Here is a 22,511-nt window from a genome sequence, read left to right as displayed (position 1 = left end):
TAGGGTGTTATGTCCGGAAAAGCGCAACAGCAGTCTCGCCTCAAAGAGTTGATCAGCCGTGGACGTGAGCAGGGTTACCTGACTTACGCGGAGGTCAACGACCACCTGCCGGAGGATATTTCAGATCCGGAACAGGTGGAAGACATCATCCGCATGATCAACGACATGGGGATCAACGTATTCGAGAGTGCTCCGGATGCGGATGCCCTTTTGTTGGCCGAAGCCGATACCGACGAAGCAGCAGCTGAAGAAGCCGCCGCAGCGTTGGCGGCTGTGGAAACCGACATTGGTCGCACTACCGACCCAGTGCGCATGTACATGCGCGAAATGGGCACGGTAGAGCTGCTCACACGTGAAGGCGAAATCGAAATCGCCAAGCGTATCGAAGAGGGTATCCGTGAAGTGATGGGCGCAATCGCGCACTTCCCTGGCACGGTTGATCACATCCTCTCCGAGTACACTCGCGTCACCACCGAAGGTGGACGCCTGTCCGACGTTCTCAGCGGGTACATCGACCCGGATGACGGCATTACGCCGCCTGCCGCCGAAGTGCCGCCGCCTGTCGACACCAAGACCGCGAAAGCGGATGACGACAGCGAAGACGAAGAAGCGGAAGCGACCGAAGACGAAGAAGAAGCCGAAAGCGGTCCGGATCCGGTCATCGCCGCACAGCGCTTTGGCGCCGTCGCCGACCAGATGGAAGTCACCCGCAAGGCGCTGAAGAAACACGGCCGCGAGAACAAGCAAGCCATCGCCGAAATGCTGGCCCTGGCTGAACTGTTCATGCCGATCAAACTGGTTCCGAAGCAATTCGAAGGCCTGGTTGAACGTGTACGCAGTGCCCTGGATCGCCTGCGCCAGCAGGAACGCGCCATCATGCAGCTCTGCGTGCGTGATGCCCGCATGCCACGTGCCGACTTCCTGCGCCAGTTCCCGGGCAACGAAGTGGATGAAAGCTGGACCGACGCCCTGGCCAAAGGCAAGAGCAAGTACGCCGAAGCCATCGCCCGCCTGCAGCCGGACATCATCCGTTGCCAGCAGAAGCTGACCGCTCTTGAAGTCGAAACCGGCTTGAAGATCGCCGAGATCAAGGACATCAACCGTCGCATGTCGATCGGTGAGGCCAAGGCCCGCCGCGCGAAGAAAGAGATGGTTGAAGCCAACCTGCGTCTGGTGATCTCCATTGCCAAGAAGTACACCAACCGTGGCCTGCAGTTCCTCGACCTGATCCAGGAAGGCAACATCGGCTTGATGAAGGCGGTGGACAAGTTCGAATACCGTCGCGGCTACAAGTTCTCGACTTATGCCACCTGGTGGATCCGTCAGGCGATCACTCGCTCGATCGCCGACCAGGCCCGCACCATCCGTATTCCGGTGCACATGATCGAGACGATCAACAAGCTCAACCGTATTTCCCGGCAGATGCTGCAGGAAATGGGTCGCGAACCGACTCCGGAAGAGCTGGGCGAACGCATGGAAATGCCTGAGGACAAGATCCGCAAGGTATTGAAGATCGCCAAAGAGCCGATCTCCATGGAAACCCCGATCGGTGATGACGAAGACTCCCATCTGGGCGACTTCATCGAAGACTCGACCATGCAGTCGCCAATCGATGTCGCCACGGTTGAGAGCCTCAAGGAAGCAACTCGCGAAGTACTCTCCGGCCTCACTGCCCGTGAAGCCAAGGTACTGCGCATGCGCTTCGGCATCGACATGAATACCGACCATACCCTCGAGGAAGTCGGTAAGCAGTTCGATGTGACCCGTGAGCGGATCCGCCAGATCGAAGCCAAGGCGCTGCGCAAGCTGCGCCACCCGACGCGAAGCGAGCATCTGCGCTCCTTCCTCGACGAGTAAGCCCAAGACCCCCAGCCCAGCTGGGGGTTTTGCTTTTTGCAGCCCATCCTTCTTTCCTTCCCCGCCCCATAGCCGGTCTACACTCGAAACATTCCCCGTGCCATAACGAGACGGTTATGCCCAGACTGTCGGCCATGCTCCTGCTGGCGCTGCTCACCTGGACCGCAACGGCTGGCGCGCTGACTCTCACCGACGAAGAACGTAGCTGGCTCAAGACTCACCCGGAACTGCGCCTGGGTGTGGACGCTTCATGGCCGCCTTTCGAGTATCGGGATGAAGAAGGCCGCTATCAGGGCCTGGCCGCGGACTACATCCACCTGATCCAGGAACGCCTGTCCGTAAACCTCAAGCCCGTCGAGCCCGCCAGCTGGACCGCGGTGCTAGAGGACGCCAAGCAGGGCAAGCTGGACCTGCTGCCCGGGATCATGTCGACCCCCGAACGCCAGAGCTACATGGCCTTCACCCGGCCTTACCTGGACTTCCCCATCGTCATCCTCGCCCATGAAGGCGGCGCGCAACCCCACAACCTCAAGGAACTGTACGGCCTCAAGATAGCGGTGGTGGAAAACTACGCCCCTCACGAACTGTTGCGCACCCACCACCCGGACCTGAACCTGGTGGCCATGCCCAATGTCAGCTCGGCGCTGCAGGCCCTGGCCACCGACGAAGTGGACGCCGTGGTCGGCGACCTCGCCTCCAGTGTCTGGAGCCTGCGTCAGCTCAAGCTCGACGGTCTCTACGTCAGCGGCGAAACCCCCTATCGCTATCAGTTGGCGATGGGCGTCCCGCGGGAAAACAAGGTTCTGGTAAGCATTCTCGACAAGGTGCTCGCCGACCTCAGCCCCGAGGAAATCAGCACCATCCAGCAACACTGGGTGGGCAGCGTGCTCGACCACAGGACCTTCTGGTCGGATGTCCTGATGTATGGCCTGCCCGGTCTTCTGCTACTGGTGACCGTGCTGGCGGTGGTGATCCGCATCAACCGCCGCTTGAGCTCGGAAATTTCCCGGCGGGTCGCCCTGGAACAGGAACTGCGCAGCAGCGAATACCACTACCGCAGCCTGGTGGAAAGCCTGTCCGCGATTGCCTGGGAAGCGCGCATCAGCGACTTTACCTACAGCTATGTCTCGCCCCATGCCGAAGCCCTGCTGGGCTATCCCCTGGCCCATTGGCTGATTCCCGGTTTCTGGCGCAACATCATCCACCCCGCGGACCTGACCCGGGCCCAGGCCTTCTGCGACCACGAAGTGCAGGCCGGGCGGGATCACAGCCTCGATTACCGGGTGATCGCCGCCGACGGTCGCTGCCTCTGGGTGCGCGACATCGTCAGCCTGATCGAGCATGGCCACGAACCGGTGATGCGCGGGCTGATGATCGACATCAGCGAGACCAAGCACACCGAAGAGGCCCTGCGCCTGTCCGAACAGAAGTTCGCCTCGGTGTTCCAGCAATGTCCGGACATCCTGGTGATTGCCCGGCTGTCCGACGGCTGCCTGCTGGAAGTCAACAAGGCCTTCGAGGAGCAGATCGGCCTGAGCGCGCAAAGCGTGGTTGGCCAGACCGCCACCGAGCTCAATATCTGGGGCATCCCCGGGGTCGGGCCGGGGCTGCTGCAACGCTTGCAGGCCGGCAGCATCCGCAATCTGGAAATGCCCTTTCGCCGGCATAACGGCCAGTTGTTCACCGGCCTGATCTCCGCCGAGCCCTTCGACCTCGACACCACGCCGGCGCTGGTGGTAGTGGTACGCGACATCAGCCAACTCAAGGAGACCCAGCAACAACTGCAGACCTCCGAGGAGAAGTTCGCCAAGGCCTTCCATGCCTCCCCCGATGGCCTGCTGCTGACCCGTCAGCGCGACGGGCTACTGATCGAGGTCAACGAAGGCTTCAGTCGCATCACCGGCTTCAACAGCGCCATGTCGCTGGACCGCTCGACCCTGGACCTGGGCATCTGGGTCAATCTCAATGAGCGCAAGCAGATGCTCGACCTGCTGCAGCGCGATGGTTTTGTCCGCGACTTCAACTGCCATATCCGGCGCAACGATGGCCAGATCCGCCTCTGCGAGCTGTCGAGCCGGCCACTGCCCATCGGCGGTGACGACTGCATGCTGACCATCGCCCGGGACATCACAGACCGACGCCTGATGCAGGAGAAGCTGCAACAGGCGGCGACCGTATTCGAAAGCACGGCCGAAGGCGTGATGATCACCGATACCCAGCAGCGCATCAGCGCAGTCAATCGCGCCTTCAGCGAAATCACCGGCTACAGCGAACGCGAAGCCCTGGGCCACACTCCGCGCCTGCTTGCCTCGGGCCTGCATGACAGCGCCTTCTACGCCGCGATGTGGCATCAGTTGACCCTGGAGGGCCACTGGCAGGGTGAGATCTCCAACAGGCGCAAGAACGGTGAGCTTTATCCCAACTGGCTGACCATCAATGCGGTGCGCAACCGGGAAAACCAGATCACCCATTTCGTCGCGGTGTTCGCCGATATTTCCAGCCTCAAGCACGCCCAGGCGCGGCTCGACTACCAGGCTCACCACGACCCCCTGACCGGCCTGCCGAATCGCACCCTGTTCGAAAGCCGGCTGCTCAGTGCCCTCAATAGCCAACAGGACAACGGCAGCCAGGGCGCGGTGCTGTTCCTCGACCTGGACCGCTTCAAGCACATCAACGACAGCCTCGGCCACCCGGTGGGCGACCTGCTGCTCAAGGGCATCGCCGTGCGCCTGAAGGAACAGCTGAGGGATATCGACACCGTGGCCCGCCTGGGTGGCGACGAATTCATCATCCTGCTGCCGGGCCTGCACCAGGCCAGCGATGCCGATCACATCGCCACCAAGCTGCTGAACTGCTTTACCGCCCCCTTCCAGGCCGGCGAACACGAGTTTTTCATCAGCGCCAGCATCGGCACCAGCCTGTACCCCAAGGACGGCTGCGATGTCGCCACCCTGATCAAGAACGCCGACGCCGCCATGTATCGCTCCAAGGCCAAGGGCCGCAACCGCGTGGAGCGCTACACCCGCGACCTGACCGCCCAGGCCAGCGAACGGGTAGCCCTGGAGCACGAGCTGCGGCGAGCCATAGAGCGCAACGAACTGTCACTGTATTTCCAACCCAAGATCAGCCTCAGCAACCACGAGCTGGTGGGCGCCGAAGCCCTGATCCGCTGGCATCACCCCACTTTCGGCGATGTGCCCCCAGAGCACTTCATTCCCCTGGCCGAAGAAAATGGCATGATCCTGCTGATCGGCGACTGGGTACTGGAACAGGCCTGCCTGCAACTCAACAACTGGAACCGGCGCTTTGAGGATTTCGGCCCGCTGTCGGTGAACCTCGCCGGCGCCCAGTTGCGCCAGCCCAACCTGCTGGGGCGCATCGAGCAACTGCTGCGCGACTATGACCTGCAGCCCGGAATGCTACAGCTGGAGATCACCGAGAATTTCATCATGAGCCAGGCCGAAGAAGCCCTGGAAGTGCTGCATCAGCTCAAGCGCCTGGGCGTGCAACTGGCCATCGACGACTTCGGCACCGGCTACTCGTCCCTCAGCTACCTCAAGCGCCTGCCCCTGGACTTTCTCAAGATCGACCAGTCCTTTGTCCGCGGGCTGCCGGACGACCCCCACGACGTGGCGATTGTCCGCGCCATCATCGCCCTGGGGCGCAGCATGCAGTTCACGGTGATTGCCGAAGGCGTGGAAAACCAGGAGCAGCAGACCTTCCTAACCCTGGAAGGCTGCGAACAGATCCAGGGTTATATCGTCAGCCTGCCCCTTGAAGCCGAGGAGTTCTGTACGACCTTCCTGCGGATCCGAGTTTCCGATTTTTCGGATAGCACAGCCGAGAAACCATCGCTATAATCCGGCGCCTACTGAGGGCCTATAGCTCAGTTGGTTAGAGCAGAGGACTCATAATCCTTTGGTCCACGGTTCAAGTCCGTGTGGGCCCACCAAACAAGAAAGCCGCGCAATGCGCGGCTTTCGCTTTTCTGAATCGTTCAAGAAATAGCCCCTCCTTTCCTGTTCCGCCCATACAAGCTCAGTTAACGCTGGACAGGGCCGGGATGGCCCCTAGAAGCCTCTTCTGCCCTCATCGCCGACCACCGATACAGACAGTCAACTTCTACTGCCATAGCGCAACTTCATCAGTTGAGCGGAGAGTTAAACCTCCGCTAGAGGCGTGCGGCGGATACTGGTCTGACGCGAATTGGCGGCGATCCTGACCGGCCCGCCGCTCCTGAACCTGAAGCACGTCGTTCTGTGGAACGTCCAGATCCTGCCGCATGGTCAGAGCCTGCCCCCCCCCCCGAGCGAAAAAGTGATCAGGTGTGGCAGCACAGCAAGGCTTGCCAGCAACGCTTAGATGCCGACGGCAACTGGCTACGTCAGACCGTTGGGACGATCCAGAGCAAAGCAACTGAGCACACAGTGGAGGACTAGGCCATGGGCGCGCTCAATATGCTCTCAAGCGGGCCGGCCAGCCTGAATGCCATGAGCCACCTACACCAGACCACAGGCCTGCGATCTGAACCTGCTGACGGGGCAAAAGCAAAACACCATGGTCGGTGGCGACATAGAGCAGCGCCTGCAAGCGCCGAACAGTTGGATCCGATCTAAGGACGTAAATCTATTCAAGATTGTTTGCAATACGCTCACCCGACTGGCAGGCATGAACACTCAACTCGCCGCGCATATTCATTAGCAGGCCCCGCCGCCGGGCAATGCTAATGCACTCAAATATACTCCTGCGAATCCAAGCTTTAAAAAATCAACTGGTAACGAAACAATCAACATCACTCTATCGATTACCTACAAGATAGAACCTCAATAGATGTATCAATCAGCTAGAACCTTACAATCGAACAGTCAAATATCAACGCGAAAACTCCATCATGTACATCCATACAGCGACTACATCACCTTCATAATTAAAGCGAACTTATTATCAGCGTAAGCACAACCTGAATCCTTCCTGCTTCAATATTTTTAAAATCGCGCCCTAACTTAGCCAAAAAGTGGTGCGTTATTCTTTCTCCGCTCAGGTTATAATCACCGTCCTTCATCAAATAAGATTTATTTAAATCAATCATTTTGCCCTTAGCATTTGCCACCGTGATCAATATGCCTTTGGCGCACCCCTCGCATCGGTCATTTTCCAGCCTTCCATCTGCTCGTATATTTTTCGACTGAAAATGGAAGCTGGCAACATCGTTGAACTCTTCGGCTGCGCTTTGGCTGCCACAACTCCCAAGCGTAAGATCAAATTTTTTTTCTACCATGCCGCCATCTACAAGGTGATAGGGGTTCACTCCTTCGAAGTCGACTGTTTTGTTAGCGTCAACCATTCGGCAGTCTGCTACCAGCAGTTTGGCGGTTGAATAAAATATATATTCCCCCCAAGTATCGCTAACGGTTATACCTTTCCAGTATGAGTAGATATAGCTACTTGGAGGTAGTCGCAGCTCATGCAACCCAGGGCCGAGGGAGGTTCTCGGCTTGGTTTTAATGAACTCCACTGCTTGATCCAATGAGACCGCGTACTGCCCACCTTTTCTTGGCTGAACCATGAAAACTTCGTCCCAATGGTCACATGGTATGGCTCTACCATAAGCCGATCTATATCGCACTCCAACTCCATCAATCGGCGTGCTGCAAATGACACCAGGCTCGCCTGTGCCAGGAACAATTTGTAGGCTAAAACCCAATTTTCCGTAAGGTTCCTCTTCAGCGCTACATTTCAGGGTACCCACCAGCGCTGCAGTTCCGAGAACACCTCCAACTTCTACCTCAGAAAAAGGACGCAGGTATCCAAGTTTGAAAGATATAGAGTTACTACCGAGCTTTGCTCCGGAATTACAATAATTATTTCGATAATCTGCACTTACAAAACCGGAATAGACCACACAAACAAAAAATATTACAAGATAGTCCCGAAAGAAACTGCAACCGCCTGAATAGCTAATCATGACTTTATCGCCTTAGTCGCTTGGAAAGCTCACCTCTTTAAATTCTATTTCACTCAAACCAGCCACGATCTAAGGCGATTCTTAAAAAGCACGTCTAAAGACAGATTTGCGGAGGCAGGACATACCTCGGGCAAGTTAAATTCTTACTGACTGATACGGCACCCTGAAAAAAAATGGAGCGCCCAAAAATTCGTATCTACCGACAAGATCGCAGTTACTTAATGACGGAGAGGTAGTAATGGGCGATAAACCTCCAGCTGCAAGCCTCCGCCCTCCGATGGAGACTTTTTAAAGCAGCCACCGGTGATAATCCCTATACGTATAAATTAGTAACCACACATAAATCGGATATAGAAAGCACTCCCCCACCCGCCGACGAGTTCTGCATCCACTTTTTTGCCCATCTCAAGATGGCGGCGCATACCGACTGCAGAGGCGGCGGGGCGTATGTCGCGAAACCCACCAAACACAAAATCCATGCAATGCGCAGCTCTGTGTTATTGCTTGAAAAGCAAACCTCATCAAGTCTTGGTCCGATAGCGCTCTTTCAACATGGGGCGAATCTTCAGGCGATCTTCCGGCGCCCACTCCCACACGGTTTCCAGTTCTTCGGTGACGGTTTGCACACTGATTCCCGGAAGCAGGACGACGAAGGTATTCCTTTGCAGGCAGTGCAATTCTGCACGGCCTGCGCCAGGTGCATCCCCCTCCCTCTCCTGAAGGCTTTCATAGAAGGCCAGGGCCTCGACCACCGTGTGGAAATGCTCGACCGCATCCTGAAAGCCTGAAAGAGACAGCCTGTACGTCATGCCGACATCCTTATTCATTCCCACTATTTCGGGATCTGGAAAAGGCGGCTTTTTAGCAAAATACCCACAAACAGTATCTAAGACAGTTCTTATTTACACTCCCCCTGCAGTCAACCACCAACGCCCTCCCGGAACATGCCCCGCCTTCCCCAAATCGCAAGGGGGCTGAAGCCCGTTGCCTGCGGCCATGAAAAAGCCGCGCATTGCGCGGCTTTTTCATGCTGCTGCCAGGCTGCGCTTATTTCTTGGGCAACGCGTAAGCAATCACGTAGTCGCCACGATCCGTCGACTGCCGCGCACCGCCAGCGGTGAGCAGGATGTACTGGCGACCGGTCTTGGGCGACACGTAGGTCATGGGGCCCGACTGGCTGCCTACGGGCAGGCGCGCCTTCCAGATCTCATTGCCATTGCCGGTATCGAAGGCCCGCAGGTAGAAATCCTGGGTACCGGCGAAGAACAGCAGACCGGATTGGGTAGCCAGGGACGCGCCCAGGGTCGGCATGCCAATCGGGATCGGCAGGTGCATGCGGATCCCCAGCGGGCCGGTGTCCTGCACGGTACCCACCGGCACTTGCCACACCAGCTTGCGGGTCTTCAGGTCGATGGCCGACATGGTGCCGAACGGCGGCTTCTGGCAGGGAATGCCCGCCGCCGAGAGGAAGCGCTGGCGCATGGCGCCGAACGGCGTGCCTTCCTGGGGCACCACGCCCATCTCGATGCCACTGGCACCGGCGGCGATCTGGTCCCGGGGAATCATGTAGTTGGCCAGGCCCAGGCGCATGTCGTTGACGAACATGTAATTGCTGGTGGGGTCCACCGACACGCTGCCCCAGTTCATACCGCCCAGGGAGCCGGGAAACTGCAACGCATGATCCAGGCCCGGCGGGGTGTACACACCCTCATGGCGCATACCCTTGAACTGGATACGGCACATCAGCTGGTCGAAGGGAGTCGCGCCCCACATGTCGGACTCGGTCAGGGTCTGGTTGCCGATCGACGGCATTTCCACCGAGAACGGCTGGGTCGGCGAATACCGCTCGCCCGGCACATTGCCCTGGGGCACGGGGCGCTCTTCCACCCGGGCAATCGGCTTGCCGGTCTCACGGTTGAGCAGGAATATCTCGCCCTGCTTGGTGACCTGGGCCAGCGCCGGTTGCACACCGCCCTTGTCGTCCGGAATGTCGTACAGCAGCGGCTGTGCCGGCAGGTCGAAGTCCCAGAGGTCGTGATGGGTGGTCTGGAAGTGCCAGCGAACCTGGCCGGTCTTCACGTCGATGGCGACGATGGAGGAGTTCCACTTGTCGTCGAACTCGGTGCGCTGGCCGCCGAAGAAATCCGGGGTGGCGTTGCCAGTGGGCAGGTACACCAGGCCCAGCTTGGCGTCATAGGACATTGCCGACCAGACGTTGGGCGTGCCACGGGTGTAGGTTTCACCCGCCGGCGGGCGCTTGGTGGTGGCCGGGTTGCCCGGGTCCCAGGCCCACATCAGCTCGCCGCTGCGCACATCGAAAGCCCGAACCACGCCCGGCGGTTCGCCGGTGGAGAAGTTGTCCGCCACCCGGCCGCCGACGATCACCACGGTGCCCGCCACCAACGGTGTCGAAGTCTGCTGGTAGTAGCCCGGCTTGATCTCGCCCATGTCGGTTTTCAGATCGACCGTGCCCTGGTTGCCAAAGTCTTCACAGGGCTTGCCGGTTTCAGCGTTGATCGCGATCAGGCGCGCATCACCGGTCGGCAGGAACAGGCGCTTGGTGCAGGCCGCCGGAGCAGCAGGCGCCGAAGCATCGGCTACCGGGGTGGCAGAGGCGTCGAAATAACCCAGGCCGCGGCAGCGCTGCCAGTTTGGCGCGTAGCCCTGAGGGTCGAACTTCCAGCGCTCGGCGCCGGTGTCGGCGTCCAGGGCGAACACCTTGCCGTAGGCGGTGCAGGTGTAGACGGTATCGCCGATCTGCAGGGGTGTGTTCTGGTCTTCGGCACCAGCGCCGTTGCTTTCGGGCAGGTCACCGGTGCGGAAGGTCCAGGCCACCTGCAACTGGTCGATGTTGCCCTTGTTGATCTGGTCCAGTGCGGCGAAGCGGTTGCCCGCAGTGGTATTGCCCCAGTGGGCCCAGTCTTTCTGTTCCGTCCCGGGAGCCACCGGCTGGACCGCTGGCACCTTGTCCGCCTTGACCACATGGGTCGGCACGAACATGTAGGCCAGGGTCGCGACCACACCGATCCCCAACAGCCCAGCCAGGCCATAGGCACCGCGCCCGGCATGGGCTCCGGAGGCACGCACCAGGGTCGGGTAGATCAGCGCCACCACGAGGCCGATCACGGCGAAGGTCAGTACCCGCGAGACCAGCGGCCAGTATTCCAGGCCCGCATCCCAGACCGCCCAGATCGCCGTCAGCACCAGGGCCACCCCATACAGCCAGGCACCACGCGGGTTGCGCCGCGCGATCAACAGCCCGGACACCAGCATCGCCAGGCCCATCAACAGGAAATAGGCACTGCCGCCCAGGCTCAGGAGGTAACCCCCGCCTGCGGCCAGGCCCAGCCCGATCAGGGCAATCAGGATACCCAGCCCCCCGAGCAACCATTTGCTGCCGGCGGCAGCCCCCGTGTTTTTCATCTTAAAAACTCTCCCATCTTCAAAACCTGACGGCGAGAATGTACTAACCAGTTACTTATGACAATCTGTCGCAGGTCATTTGTTTCAAAAAAATTCCCGACTTGCAGAGCGTAGCTGTCGCTTGCGCCATGTTCTCCGGGAGCTGCGGCGGGTGTTCACGGGAGCCTGTAACATGTGCGCTCCCCCGATAGCCGTGCTGGAGCCCACCTTGTCCGATAGCCGCCCTCCCGTTCTTGACGAAGTCGACCGTCAATTGATCGCAGCCTTGCAGATCAACGCCCGCGAAAGCGTGGCGATGCTGGCCCGGCAGTTGGGTATCGCCCGCACCACCGTGACCTCGCGCCTGGCCCGCCTGGAAAAGACCCGGGTCATTACCGGATATGGCGTGCGCCTGGGGCAGCGGGTAGTCGATGGCGGCTTGCAGGCGTATGTCGGCATCAAGGTCCAGCCGCGCTCTGGCAAGGAAGTGCTGCGGCGCCTGAGCGGCATGGCGCAGGTCCAGCAACTGTGTGCGGTCAGCGGCGAATTCGACTATGTGGCCTGGCTGCGCACCGACTCACCGGAACAGCTGGACCAGTTGCTGGACCAGATCGGCAGCGTTGACGGCGTGGAGAAAACCACCACCTCGATCATCCTCAGCAGCAAGATCGATCGCGGGCACGCGCTGTAAGGCGCGCCCTGCCAACCAGTCAATCTGACGCACAAATTCGTCATATCGATAAATAACCGAGCATAACGACGACAGTTTGCGTCTTATTTACGTGTTTCACCCTCTCTAGAATGGCTGCCATCTTTTCCTATACTCAGCACTCTGCTGAGCCGCCCGCCAAGGTCAGCCATGAACAAGAACAATCGCCATCCTGCAGACGGTAAGAAGCCGATCACCATTTTCGGCCCGGACTTCCCTTTCGCCTTCGACGACTGGATCGAGCATCCTGCCGGCCTGGGCAGCATTCCCCAGACACGGCACGGCACCGAAGTGGCGATTGTCGGCGCCGGTATCGCCGGGCTGGTGGCGGCCTACGAGCTGATGAAGCTGGGCCTCAAGCCAGTGGTCTATGAAGCCTCGAAAATGGGCGGCCGCCTGCGCTCCCAGGCCTTTGAGGGAGCCGAGGGGATCATCGCCGAGCTGGGTGGCATGCGCTTTCCGGTGTCGTCCACGGCCTTCTACCATTACGTCGACAAGCTCGGCCTTGAAACCAAGCCCTTTCCCAACCCGCTGACCCCGGCCTCGGGCAGTACCGTCATCGACCTCGAAGGCCAGACCCACTACGCCCAGAAACTCGCCGACCTGCCGGCGCTGTTCCAGGAAGTCGCCGATGCCTGGGCCGATGCCCTGGAAGATGGTTCGCGCTTCAGCGAAATCCAGCAGGCAATCCGTGACCGCGACGTGCCGCGCCTCAAGGAACTGTGGAACACCCTGGTGCCGCTGTGGGACGACCGCACCTTCTACGACTTCGTCGCCACCTCCAAGGCCTTCGCCAAGCTGTCGTTCCATCACCGTGAGGTGTTCGGCCAGGTGGGCTTCGGCACCGGCGGCTGGGATTCGGACTTCCCCAACTCGATGCTGGAAATCTTTCGCGTGGTCATGACCAACTGCGACGACCACCAGCATCTGGTGGTGGGCGGCGTCGAGCAGGTGCCCCTGGGCATCTGGCGCCACGTGCCGGAGCGTTGTGCCCACTGGCCGGCCGGTACCAGCCTCAGCTCGCTGCACCACGGCGCGCCGCGTACCGGGGTCAAGCGCATTGCCCGGGCCGCCGATGGCCGTTTCAGCGTCACCGACAACTGGGGCGACACCCGGGAATACGCCGCGGTGCTGACCACCTGCCAGAGCTGGCTGCTGACCACCCAGATCGAATGCGAGGAATCGCTGTTCTCGCAAAAGATGTGGATGGCCCTGGACCGCACCCGCTACATGCAGTCGTCGAAGACCTTCGTCATGGTCGACCGGCCGTTCTGGAAGGACAAGGATCCGGAAACCGGTCGCGACCTGATGAGCATGACCCTCACCGACCGCCTGACCCGCGGCACCTACCTGTTCGACAACGGCGACGACAAGCCGGGGGTGATCTGCCTGTCCTACTCGTGGATGAGCGATGCCCTGAAGATGCTGCCGCAGCCGGTGGAAAAACGCGTGAAGCTGGCCCTGGATGCGCTGAAGAAGATCTACCCCAAGGTGGATATCGCCAGCCGTATCATCGGCGACCCGATCACCGTCTCCTGGGAGGCCGACCCGCATTTCCTCGGCGCCTTCAAGGGCGCGCTGCCGGGCCACTACCGCTACAACCAGCGGATGTACGCGCACTTCATGCAGGACGACATGCCCGCCGAGCAGCGCGGTATCTTCATCGCTGGTGACGATGTCTCCTGGACTCCCGCCTGGGTCGAGGGTGCGGTGCAGACCTCGCTGAACGCGGTGTGGGGGATCATGAAGCACTTCGGTGGCGCTACCCACGCCGAGAACCCGGGCCCGGGGGATGTGTTCCACGAGATCGGGCCGATTGCCCTGGCCGACTGAAACCGGCGGCCGGGCAGGCGCTCGTTCCCGCAGGCTTGCCCTGCGGGGATGCCGTACGAACCTGCGACAGCGGCTACAGTGGCCGGTCTGTCAGTGAGTGGAGTGAAGACCATGCGCGTCGCCCTGTATCAGTGCCCGCCACGGCCGCTGGATGTGGCCGGCAACCTGCAACGCCTGCATCAGGTGGCCATGGAAGCCACCGATGCCGATCTGTTGGTGCTGCCGGAGATGTTTCTCAGCGGCTACAACATCGGCCTGGAAGCGGTGGGCGCTCTGGCCGAGGCCCAGGACGGCCCTTCGGCCCAGCGCATCGCCGCCATCGCCCAGGCCGCCGGCACGGCGATCCTCTATGGCTACCCGGAGCGCAGCGCCGACGGCCAGATCTACAACGCCGTGCAGTTGATCGACGCCCAGGGGCAGCGCCTGTGCAACTACCGCAAGACCCACCTGTTCGGTGACCTCGACCATTCGATGTTCAGCGCCGGCGAAGATGACTTTCCGCTGGTGGAACTGGACGGCTGGAAACTCGGCTTTCTGATCTGCTACGACATCGAGTTCCCGGAGAATGCACGACGCCTGGCCCTGGCAGGCGCGGAGCTGATTCTGGTGCCGACCGCCAACATGATCCCCTACGACTTCGTCGCCGACGTGACGATCCGTGCCCGGGCCTTCGAGAACCAGTGCTACGTGGCCTATGCCAACTACTGTGGCCATGAAGAACAGATCCGCTATTGCGGCCAGAGCAGCATCGCCGCCCCCGACGGCAGCCGGATTGCCCTGGCCGGTCTCGACGAGGCCCTGATCATCGGCACCCTGGACCGCCAACTGATGGGCGAATCCCGGGCGCTCAACCGCTACCTGTCCGATCGCCGCCCCGAGCTTTACGACGACCTGAGCAAGCGCTGATCCGGGGATATCCGCTAGCATGAGCGCTTCTCTGTTCTGGAAGTGCTCATGCCCGCGCCGAATCACCCTCTGCCCCCACTGGAGACCCTGGCCAACGGCCTGCGGGTTTCCCTGCGTCATGCTCCCCATTTGAAACGCTGCGCCGCGACATTGCGGGTCGCCGCCGGCAGCCACGATGTGCCGCTGGCCTGGCCGGGCCTGGCGCACTTTCTGGAACACCTGCTGTTTCTCGGGACCGAGCGCTTTCCTGTCGAACAGGGGCTGATGGCCTATGTACGGGCCCAGGGCGGGCAACTGAACGCGCGAACCTGCGAACGTGCCACCGAGTTCTTTTTCGAGCTGCCGGCCAGCGCCTTTGCCGGTGGCCTGGAACGTCTGTGCGAGATGCTTGCTCAACCGCGCATGAGCCTGGAGGACCAACACCGGGAGCGGGAAGTCCTGCACGCGGAGTTCATCGCCTGGTCCCGGGATGCGACAGCGCAGCGTCAATTCGCACTGTTTGACGGTCTTCATGCCGCGCACCCGCTAAGGGCCTTCCATGCCGGCAACCGCTACAGCCTGAACCTGCCCAATAACGCCTTCCAGCAGGCCTTGCAGCAGTTCCATCGCGAGTATTACCAGGCCGGGCAAATGGTCTTGAGCCTCGCCGGCCCGCAGCCACTGGAGGAGCTCCGAGCCCTGGCGGAACGCTACGGCAGTTGCCTGCCGAGCGGTCAACACCTTGAGCAGACAGCGCCTCCCGCCCTAATGACCACAGGCAAACAGACTTACCAACAACTCAGCGGCCAGCGGCTGGACCTGCTGTTTGCTCTAGAGCGGCTGCCCGCGGGCGCTACTGCCGCTGTGGATTTTCTCTGCACCTGGCTGCAATCGGCCAAGCCCGGCGGGTTGCTGGCGGAACTCCAGCAGCGCCAACTGGCTCACAGCCTCAAGGCAACGCTCCTGTATGAGTTCGCCGGCCAGGCCCTGCTGCACCTGGAGTTCGATCTGACCAGCGTGGCGGCATCAGCCCCGGTTCAGGTACGCGAGCTGCTGACAGAGTGGCTGGGGTTCTTCAGTGCCCAGGCCGACTGGGCACCGTTGCGCGAAGAATATGCCTTGCTGCAACAGCGCCAGATCGAAGTTGCCAGCGCCCTGGAACTGTCCCGACGCGACAGCCGCCAAGCTGCCGATGGGCTGGATGAGTCGGGGCTGGCCGCCCTCAAGCAGGTGCTCAAGCAGTTGCAACCCCAGGCTGTGGAGCACTTCAGCCACGACTGGCGCCTGCCTCCTGCCAACCCCTTTCTGCGCAGCACGATCGAGGCACCACGGGCCGGGTTGATTCGTGGGCAGACCAGCGCTCATCGCGGGCTGCGCACCTTTGCCCAGGATCGCTCCCGGGGCCGCAAGGAAAGCTCGGCCCTGAGCTTCAGCCAGGCGCTGCCAGCAGATCCTTCTGGTAGCGCCCTGACTCTGCGCTGGCAACTGGCCTCGCCTGCCCCGATGGGCTTGCATGCCCGGTTGCTGCGCAGCCTGGCGACATTGCGCGACGATGCCCGCCAGGCCGGCGTAGAGCTGAACTTCACCTCTTGTGGCAAAGACTGGCTGCTGAAACTGCACGGTTTGCCGTCCCCCATGCCCGCAGTGCTACTGCAAGCATTGAAAGCCCTGGGACGACCTGCCGAGTCGTTCTGGCAGGAGCAGGCAAGCGTCAATGCTGAAGCGCCCCTGCTGCCGATCCGCCAATTGCTCAAGGCATTCAGCGAACAGCAACAGCCCGACAGCCCGGCCCAGCCCGACCCAGAGGCCTTGCAAGCACTCTGGGCCAGCGCTCGCTGGGACGGACTGGGCCTGGCACTGCCAGCCGCCGTCCAGGAAGCCTTGAGCCGAACCCTGCAACAGATGCCCGGCACAGCGCACGCCACCCTCTGCCGGCCGGTGCCAGCAGGCACCGGCCAGCAGTGGCAGAACCTGCCCGGGAGTGCCGGTGAGCATGCCCTGCTGCTGTTCTATCCCGTGCCCAGCGCCAGCCTTGCCGATGAAGCCGCATGGCGCCTACTCGGCCAGCTCTGCCAGACCCCGTTCTATCAGCGCCTGCGAGTGGAGCTGCAACTGGGTTATGGCGTCTTCAGTGCCGTTCGCCAGCGCAACGGCCGGACGGGTCTGTTGTTCGGCGTGCAATCCCCCGGCGCGACAGTCACCGAGATACTTCAGCACATCGCACAATTCCTTGAGCACCTGCCCGAACAACTCCAGGCACTCGACGAGCCCAGCTGGAATGATCAGCGACAGGCCCTGGCTCAACAGTTGCAGCCCGCGACCCTGCCCCTGGACCAGGCCATGGATTTGTTGTGGCAGGCAAAACTGGCCGGCCACTCGTCGGATTACCTGCCGCAGTTGCGAGGCTGCATAGAGGCCCTGACGCCCGCCATCGTGATCCAGGCCGCCCGCCAACTCAGAGAGGCTGCCGGCGGCTGCAGCGCGCTGGCCAACAGGCCGTGCCCGGGTACACCCTGGCAAGTGGCAGAATGATCATTACCAGCGCTGCAATGAGCTTTCTTCAGAATTGCGGGCAACCTTCCGCGGGAATTTAGTAAGATAGCCTCCTAAGCATCTGAACATCTCCCGCCGGAGGTGGACTATATGTATAGGCAACACCCGTCCCACCCACCTCAAAGGAGCAATTTTATGACCTGGTCCAAACCTGCTTACACTGACCTGCGTATCGGCTTCGAAGTCACCATGTACTTCGCCAGCCGCTAATTTCTGCCTCTGGCCAGAAACGCAGCGCAACGCCTCGGCCCGTCCGGGGCGTTTTTATTTTCAGTTCTCCGTCCTTTTTTCAGTCTTGAGCCCAGGGAGCGTCCATGTTTGTCCAGATTCTAGGTTCCGCCGCCGGCGGTGGTTTTCCGCAGTGGAACTGCAACTGTGTGAACTGCGCCGGATTTCGCGACGGTAGCCTGCGGGCCCAGGCGCGCACTCAATCGTCCATCGCGATTTCCGATGACGGGGTGAACTGGGTGCTGTGCAACGCCTCTCCGGATATCCGCGCGCAGTTGCAAAGCTTCGCCCCCATGCAACCGGGCCGCGCACTGCGGGACACCGGCATCGGCGCCATCATCCTCATGGACAGCCAGATCGACCACACCACCGGCCTGCTCAGCCTGCGTGAAGGCTGCCCGCACCAGGTCTGGTGCACCGACATGGTCCATGAAGACCTGAGCACCGGTTTCCCGCTGTTCAAGATGCTCAGCCACTGGAACGGCGGCCTGAGCTGGAACCGCATCGAGCTGGACCAGAGCTTCAGCATCCCCGCCTGCCCCAACCTGCGCTTCACGCCGCTGCCCCTGCGCAGCGCAGCGCCACCCTATTCGCCCCACCGTTTCGACCCGCACCCGGGGGACAACATCGGCCTGATCGTCGAAGACCTGCGCAGCGGCGGCAAACTCTTCTACGCGCCGGGCCTGGGCAAGGTCGACGCGCCACTCCTGGAGATCATGGCCGCCAGCGATGTGCTGCTGGTGGACGGCACCCTGTGGGAAGACGATGAAATGCAGCGTCGTGGCGTGGGCACCCGTACCGGCCGGGAAATGGGCCACCTGGCGCAGAACGGCCCCGGCGGCATGCTCGAAGTGCTGGAACAGTTGCCCCGCCAGCGCAAGGTGCTGATACATATCAACAACACCAACCCGATCCTCGATGAAGACTCCGCCGAACGTGCCGAACTGGTACGCCGAAAGGTGGAAGTGGCTTACGACGGAATGAGTATTGAGCTGTAGGGCGAATCGCCCACAAGCTCGCCCCACGAGCCTTGGCCTTTTTGCGTAGGAGCTGGCTTGCCCGCGAAAGGGCTGCCCCCCGGAGAACACACATGACCGACACCCCGCTGTCCGCCGCCGAATTCGAGCAGGCACTGCGCGCCAAAGGCGCCTACTACCACATCCATCACCCTTATCACGTGGCGATGTATGAAGGCCGGGCGACCCGCGAGCAGATCCAGGGCTGGGTCGCCAACCGGTTCTATTACCAGGTGAACATCCCCATGAAGGACGCGGCGATCCTCGCCAACTGTCCGGACCGGGAGATTCGCCGCGAATGGATCCAGCGCCTGCTGGACCATGACGGCGCCCCGGGCGAGGACGGCGGCATCGAGGCCTGGCTGCGCCTGGGCCAGGCCGTGGGCCTGGATCCGGACCAGTTGCGCTCCCAGGAACTGGTGCTGCCCGGTGTGCGCTTTGCCGTGGACGCCTATGTCAATTTTGCTCGCCGGGCCAGTTGGCAGGAGGCGGCCAGCAGCTCGCTGACCGAACTGTTCGCGCCGCAAATCCACCAGTCGCGCCTGGACAGCTGGCCCCAGCATTACCCATGGATCGACCCCACTGGCTACGAGTACTTCCGCACCCGCCTGGGCCAGGCCCGCCGCGATGTCGAGCACGGCCTGGCGATCACCCTGCAGCACTACACCACCCGTGCCGGCCAGGAACGCATGCTGGAAATTCTCCAGTTCAAACTGGACATCCTTTGGAGCATGCTCGACGCCATGAGCATGGCCTATGAACTGAACCGCCCGCCCTATCACAGCGTCACCGATCAGCGGGTCTGGCATAAGGGGATCACCCTATGAGTTTCGACCGCAGTAAAACCCCACGCTGGCGCCCCGGCTACCGCTTCCAGTATGAACCGGCGCAAAAGGGCCACGTCCTGCTGTACCCCGAGGGCATGATCAAGCTCAACGACAGTGCCGCCCTGATTGGCGGCCTGATCGATGGCGAACGTGACGTGGCGGCGATCATCAGCGAGCTGGAAATCCAGTTCCCGGGGGTGGCCGAGCTCGGTGAAGATATCGAGCAGTTCATGGAGGTCGCCCGTGCTCAGCACTGGATCGAACTCGCCTGAACCGGCGGTTCTGCCCGGCAAACCGGAAGTTGGCCTGCCGCTGTGGCTGCTGGCCGAGCTGACCTACCGCTGCCCGCTGCAGTGCCCCTACTGCTCCAACCCCCTGGACTTCGCCGAGCAGGGCAAGGAGCTGAGCACCGAGCAGTGGATCAAGGTATTTCGCGAAGCGCGGGAAATGGGTGCAGCGCAGCTGGGTTTCTCCGGCGGCGAGCCGCTGGTGCGCCAGGACCTGGCCGAACTGATCGGCGAGGCGCGCAAGCTGGGCTTCTATACCAACCTGATCACCTCCGGTATCGGCCTCACCGAGCAGAAGATCAGCGACTTCAAGAAAGCCGGCCTGGACCATATCCAGATCAGCTTCCAGGCCAGCGACGAACAGGTGAACAACCTGCTGGCCGGTTCGAAAAAAGCCTTCGCGCAGAAGCTGGAAATGGCCCGTGCGGTCAAGGCCCACGGCTATCCGATGGTGCTGAACTTCGTCACCCACCGGCACAACATCGACAAGATCGACCGCATCATCGAGCTGTGCATCGCCCTGGAAGCCGATTTCGTCGAGCTCGCCACCTGCCAGTTCTACGGCTGGGCCCAGCTCAACCGCGTGGGCCTGCTGCCGACCAAGGAACAACTGGTGCGCGCCGAGCGCATCACCAACGAATACCGCGCCAGGCTGGAAGCCCAAGGGCATCCCTGCAAGCTGATCTTCGTCACTCCGGACTACTACGAGGAGCGCCCCAAGGCCTGCATGAATGGCTGGGGCAGCATCTTCCTCACCGTGACTCCGGACGGCACCGCACTGCCTTGCCACGGCGCGCGGCAGATGCCGGTGCAGTTCCCCAATGTGCGCGACCACAGCATGCAGCACATCTGGTACGACTCATTCGGTTTCAACCGCTTTCGCGGGTACGACTGGATGCCCGAACCCTGCCGCTCCTGCGACGAGAAGGAAAAGGACTTCGGCGGCTGCCGCTGCCAGGCCTTCATGCTCACCGGAGATGCCAGCAATGCCGATCCGGTGTGCAGCAAATCGCCACACCATGGGATGATCCTCCAGGCCCGTGAAGAATCTGAAACGGCCACCCACACCATCGAGCAACTGGCTTTTCGCAATGAACGAAACTCCCGCCTCATCGCCAAGGGTTGAGCCCTTCAGCGCCAGCCAGGCCACTAAGGCCGGGGTCGATTTTGCCGAACTGCAACTGACGACCCACGGCCTGTTCTGGAATGAATATCGTCCCGAGGACGGCCGCTGCCGAATCTGGCAGTGGCATCAGGGCCAGGCCCACTGCCTGACGCCAACCGGCTTCAGCGTGCGCAGCAGGGTCTATGAATACGGTGGTGGCGCCTTCTGCCTCAGCGATGATGCCCTGCTGTTCGTCAACGAGGCGGACCAGCAGCTGTATCGCCAGCCCCTGGCCGGTGGAGCGCCCAGCGCCTTGACTCAAGGCACGTGCCGCTACGGTGACCTGCGATGCCACGCTGGCCAGGTGCTGGCCGTCGAGGAGTGCGCCGAACAACACCAACTGGTGAGCATTGACAGCATCACCGGTCAACGCCGGCTACTGGCTGCCGGGGCCGACTTCTATGCCGCTCCTACCCTCAGCCCCGATGGTCTGCGCCTGGCCTGGATCGAGTGGGACCGGCCCCATCAACCTTGGACCAGCACCCGCCTGATGCTTGCTGAGCGCCTGGGCAACGGGACCTGGGGGGATCCCCGCTGCGTGGCGGGCGATGGCGAGCCAGAGTCACTGCAACAGCCGCGCTTCGACCAGCACGATCATCTGTATTGCCTCAGCGATCGCGGCGGTTTCTGGCAACCCTGGACCGAGTCGAGCGATGGTTTGCGGCCGTTGCCCAGCACCGCCGCGGACCATGCCCCGGCGCCTTGGCAACTGGGAAGTTGCACCTGGCTGCCCCTGGGCGGCGATGCCTGGTTTGGCAGCTGGACCGAGCAGGGTTTTGGCCGCCTCGGGCTGCGTCAGGACGACGGTTTCCAGCAGGACTTTAGCGGCAACTACAGCCGCTTCCGCAGCCTGGCGCTGGACCAGCACTACCTGTACTGCATCGCGGCCTCGCCTGTCAGCCCCTCGGCCGTTATCGCCATAGACCGCAAGACCCGGCAGGTCCAAGTCCTGGCGGGAGGGATTGCCCCTCTGCCGGCGGAACGCATCAGCCGCCCGCAGACCCTGTGCTACCCCAGCGGCGACGGCCAGGCCCACGGTTTCTTCTACCCGGCGATGAACGGTGTCAACCGGCCGCCCCTGGTGGTATTCATCCACGGCGGCCCGACTTCGGCCTGTTACCCGATACTCGACCCGCGTATCCAGTTCTGGACCCAGCGCGGCTTTGCCGTGGCCGACCTGAACTACCGCGGCAGCACCGGATATGGCCGGGCCTATCGCCAGGCCCTGCACCTGCGCTGGGGCGAGGTGGATGTGCAAGACGCCTGCGCCGTGGTGGCCCACCTGGATGAGCAGGGGCTGATCGATCCGCAACAGGCATTCATACGCGGCGGCAGCTCGGGGGGCTACACCACCCTCTGCGCCCTGGCCTTCGCCAAGGTCTTCTGCGCCGGGGCCAGCCTCTACGGAGTCAGCGATCCGATCAGCCTGGCCCGCGCCACCCACAAGTTCGAAGGCGACTACCTGGACTGGCTGATCGGCGATCCTGAACGCGACAGCGAACGTTATCTGGCCCGTACTCCCCTGGCCCACGCCAGCAGCATCGGCGTGCCGGTGGTGTTTTTCCAGGGCGAGCAGGATGCGGTGGTGGTGCCCAAGCAGACCCGCGACATGCTCAAGGCGCTACAGGACCAGGGCATCGCCGCCGAGGCCCACTACTATCCCGATGAGCGCCACGGCTTTCGCAAGGCCAGCAACCAGGCCCACGCCCTGGAGCAGGAGTGGCGGTTTTACCGCCGAGTGCTGCAGGCACAGCACTGATCAGCTAATGCCCGTTCCCCTGGAA

Annotated in this window: 15 protein-coding genes, 1 tRNA gene and 1 pseudogene; 14 read left to right on the top strand and 3 right to left on the bottom strand. The window is 61.7% G+C overall.

Annotated elements, in window-relative coordinates:
- Positions 1–9: 9 nt before the first annotated feature.
- The 4 genes and pseudogenes from rpoD to BM382_RS32100 all read left to right on the top strand — a co-directional run.
- Positions 10–1,857: an RNA polymerase sigma factor RpoD gene (gene rpoD, locus BM382_RS19725; RefSeq protein ID WP_011063840.1), complete on the top strand. Its 1,848-nt coding sequence runs from the start codon at positions 10–12 to the stop codon at positions 1,855–1,857.
- Between the two features lie 116 nt (positions 1,858–1,973).
- Positions 1,974–5,717 (top strand): EAL domain-containing protein, encoded by a 3,744-nt coding sequence (locus BM382_RS19720; protein WP_011063841.1) that lies wholly within the window; start codon positions 1,974–1,976, stop codon positions 5,715–5,717.
- A gap of 15 nt (positions 5,718–5,732) precedes the next feature.
- A tRNA-Ile gene (locus BM382_RS19715) sits at positions 5,733–5,809 on the top strand.
- Between the two features lie 320 nt (positions 5,810–6,129).
- Positions 6,130–6,555, top strand: a pseudogene (locus tag BM382_RS32100) (hypothetical protein); the annotation flags it as partial.
- A gap of 229 nt (positions 6,556–6,784) precedes the next feature.
- Here BM382_RS32100 and BM382_RS31900 read toward each other — a convergent pair.
- The 3 genes from BM382_RS31900 to BM382_RS19700 all read right to left on the bottom strand — a co-directional run bounded on the left by BM382_RS31900 (position 6,785) and on the right by BM382_RS19700 (position 11,245).
- Positions 6,785–7,822 (bottom strand): fimbrial protein, encoded by a 1,038-nt coding sequence (locus BM382_RS31900; protein WP_170866335.1) that lies wholly within the window; start codon positions 7,820–7,822, stop codon positions 6,785–6,787.
- A gap of 521 nt (positions 7,823–8,343) precedes the next feature.
- Positions 8,344–8,649, bottom strand: a complete 306-nt coding sequence (locus BM382_RS19705; protein ID WP_170866334.1) for a hypothetical protein — start codon at positions 8,647–8,649, stop codon at positions 8,344–8,346.
- A gap of 220 nt (positions 8,650–8,869) precedes the next feature.
- Complete coding sequence (locus tag BM382_RS19700; RefSeq protein ID WP_019094517.1) at positions 8,870–11,245, bottom strand: glucose/quinate/shikimate family membrane-bound PQQ-dependent dehydrogenase; 2,376 nt, start codon at positions 11,243–11,245, stop codon at positions 8,870–8,872.
- 208 nt (positions 11,246–11,453) lie between these two features.
- On the opposite strand from BM382_RS19700, the gene BM382_RS19695 reads away from it, so the two are divergent.
- The 10 genes from BM382_RS19695 to BM382_RS19650 all read left to right on the top strand — a co-directional run bounded on the left by BM382_RS19695 (position 11,454) and on the right by BM382_RS19650 (position 22,486).
- A complete protein-coding gene (locus BM382_RS19695) occupies positions 11,454–11,915 on the top strand; it encodes an Lrp/AsnC family transcriptional regulator (protein WP_011063845.1) in 462 nt (153 codons plus the stop codon).
- 168 nt (positions 11,916–12,083) lie between these two features.
- Complete coding sequence (locus BM382_RS19690) at positions 12,084–13,766, top strand: flavin monoamine oxidase family protein (RefSeq protein ID WP_019094518.1); 1,683 nt, start codon at positions 12,084–12,086, stop codon at positions 13,764–13,766.
- A gap of 111 nt (positions 13,767–13,877) precedes the next feature.
- Positions 13,878–14,672: a carbon-nitrogen hydrolase family protein gene (locus BM382_RS19685; RefSeq protein ID WP_019094519.1), complete on the top strand. Its 795-nt coding sequence runs from the start codon at positions 13,878–13,880 to the stop codon at positions 14,670–14,672.
- 48 nt (positions 14,673–14,720) lie between these two features.
- Positions 14,721–17,183: a pyrroloquinoline quinone biosynthesis protein PqqF gene (gene pqqF, locus BM382_RS19680; protein WP_072443659.1), complete on the top strand. Its 2,463-nt coding sequence runs from the start codon at positions 14,721–14,723 to the stop codon at positions 17,181–17,183.
- 156 nt (positions 17,184–17,339) lie between these two features.
- On the top strand, positions 17,340–17,414 hold the full coding sequence (gene pqqA, locus BM382_RS19675) for a pyrroloquinoline quinone precursor peptide PqqA (RefSeq protein WP_003194766.1): 75 nt from the start codon (positions 17,340–17,342) through the stop codon (positions 17,412–17,414).
- A gap of 104 nt (positions 17,415–17,518) precedes the next feature.
- Complete coding sequence (gene pqqB, locus BM382_RS19670; RefSeq protein WP_011063849.1) at positions 17,519–18,430, top strand: pyrroloquinoline quinone biosynthesis protein PqqB; 912 nt, start codon at positions 17,519–17,521, stop codon at positions 18,428–18,430.
- 92 nt (positions 18,431–18,522) lie between these two features.
- Positions 18,523–19,275, top strand: a complete 753-nt coding sequence (gene pqqC, locus BM382_RS19665; protein WP_011063850.1) for a pyrroloquinoline-quinone synthase PqqC — start codon at positions 18,523–18,525, stop codon at positions 19,273–19,275.
- Positions 19,272–19,547: a pyrroloquinoline quinone biosynthesis peptide chaperone PqqD gene (gene pqqD / locus BM382_RS19660; protein ID WP_011063851.1), complete on the top strand. Its 276-nt coding sequence runs from the start codon at positions 19,272–19,274 to the stop codon at positions 19,545–19,547. Before pqqC ends, pqqD begins: the two co-directional genes overlap by 4 nt.
- Positions 19,519–20,688: a pyrroloquinoline quinone biosynthesis protein PqqE gene (gene pqqE, locus BM382_RS19655; protein ID WP_019094523.1), complete on the top strand. Its 1,170-nt coding sequence runs from the start codon at positions 19,519–19,521 to the stop codon at positions 20,686–20,688. The genes pqqD and pqqE overlap by 29 nt, the downstream gene beginning before the upstream one ends.
- Positions 20,654–22,486 (top strand): S9 family peptidase, encoded by a 1,833-nt coding sequence (locus tag BM382_RS19650; RefSeq protein WP_072443657.1) that lies wholly within the window; start codon positions 20,654–20,656, stop codon positions 22,484–22,486. Before pqqE ends, BM382_RS19650 begins: the two co-directional genes overlap by 35 nt.
- Positions 22,487–22,511 lie beyond the last annotated feature (25 nt).

The sequence above is a fragment of the Pseudomonas sp. NFPP25 genome, from assembly GCF_900116505.1.
Classification (GTDB): domain Bacteria; phylum Pseudomonadota; class Gammaproteobacteria; order Pseudomonadales; family Pseudomonadaceae; genus Aquipseudomonas; species Aquipseudomonas protegens.
The sequence above is the reverse complement of the archived record's forward strand: the minus strand, read 5'-3'. Positions and strand labels throughout refer to the sequence as shown.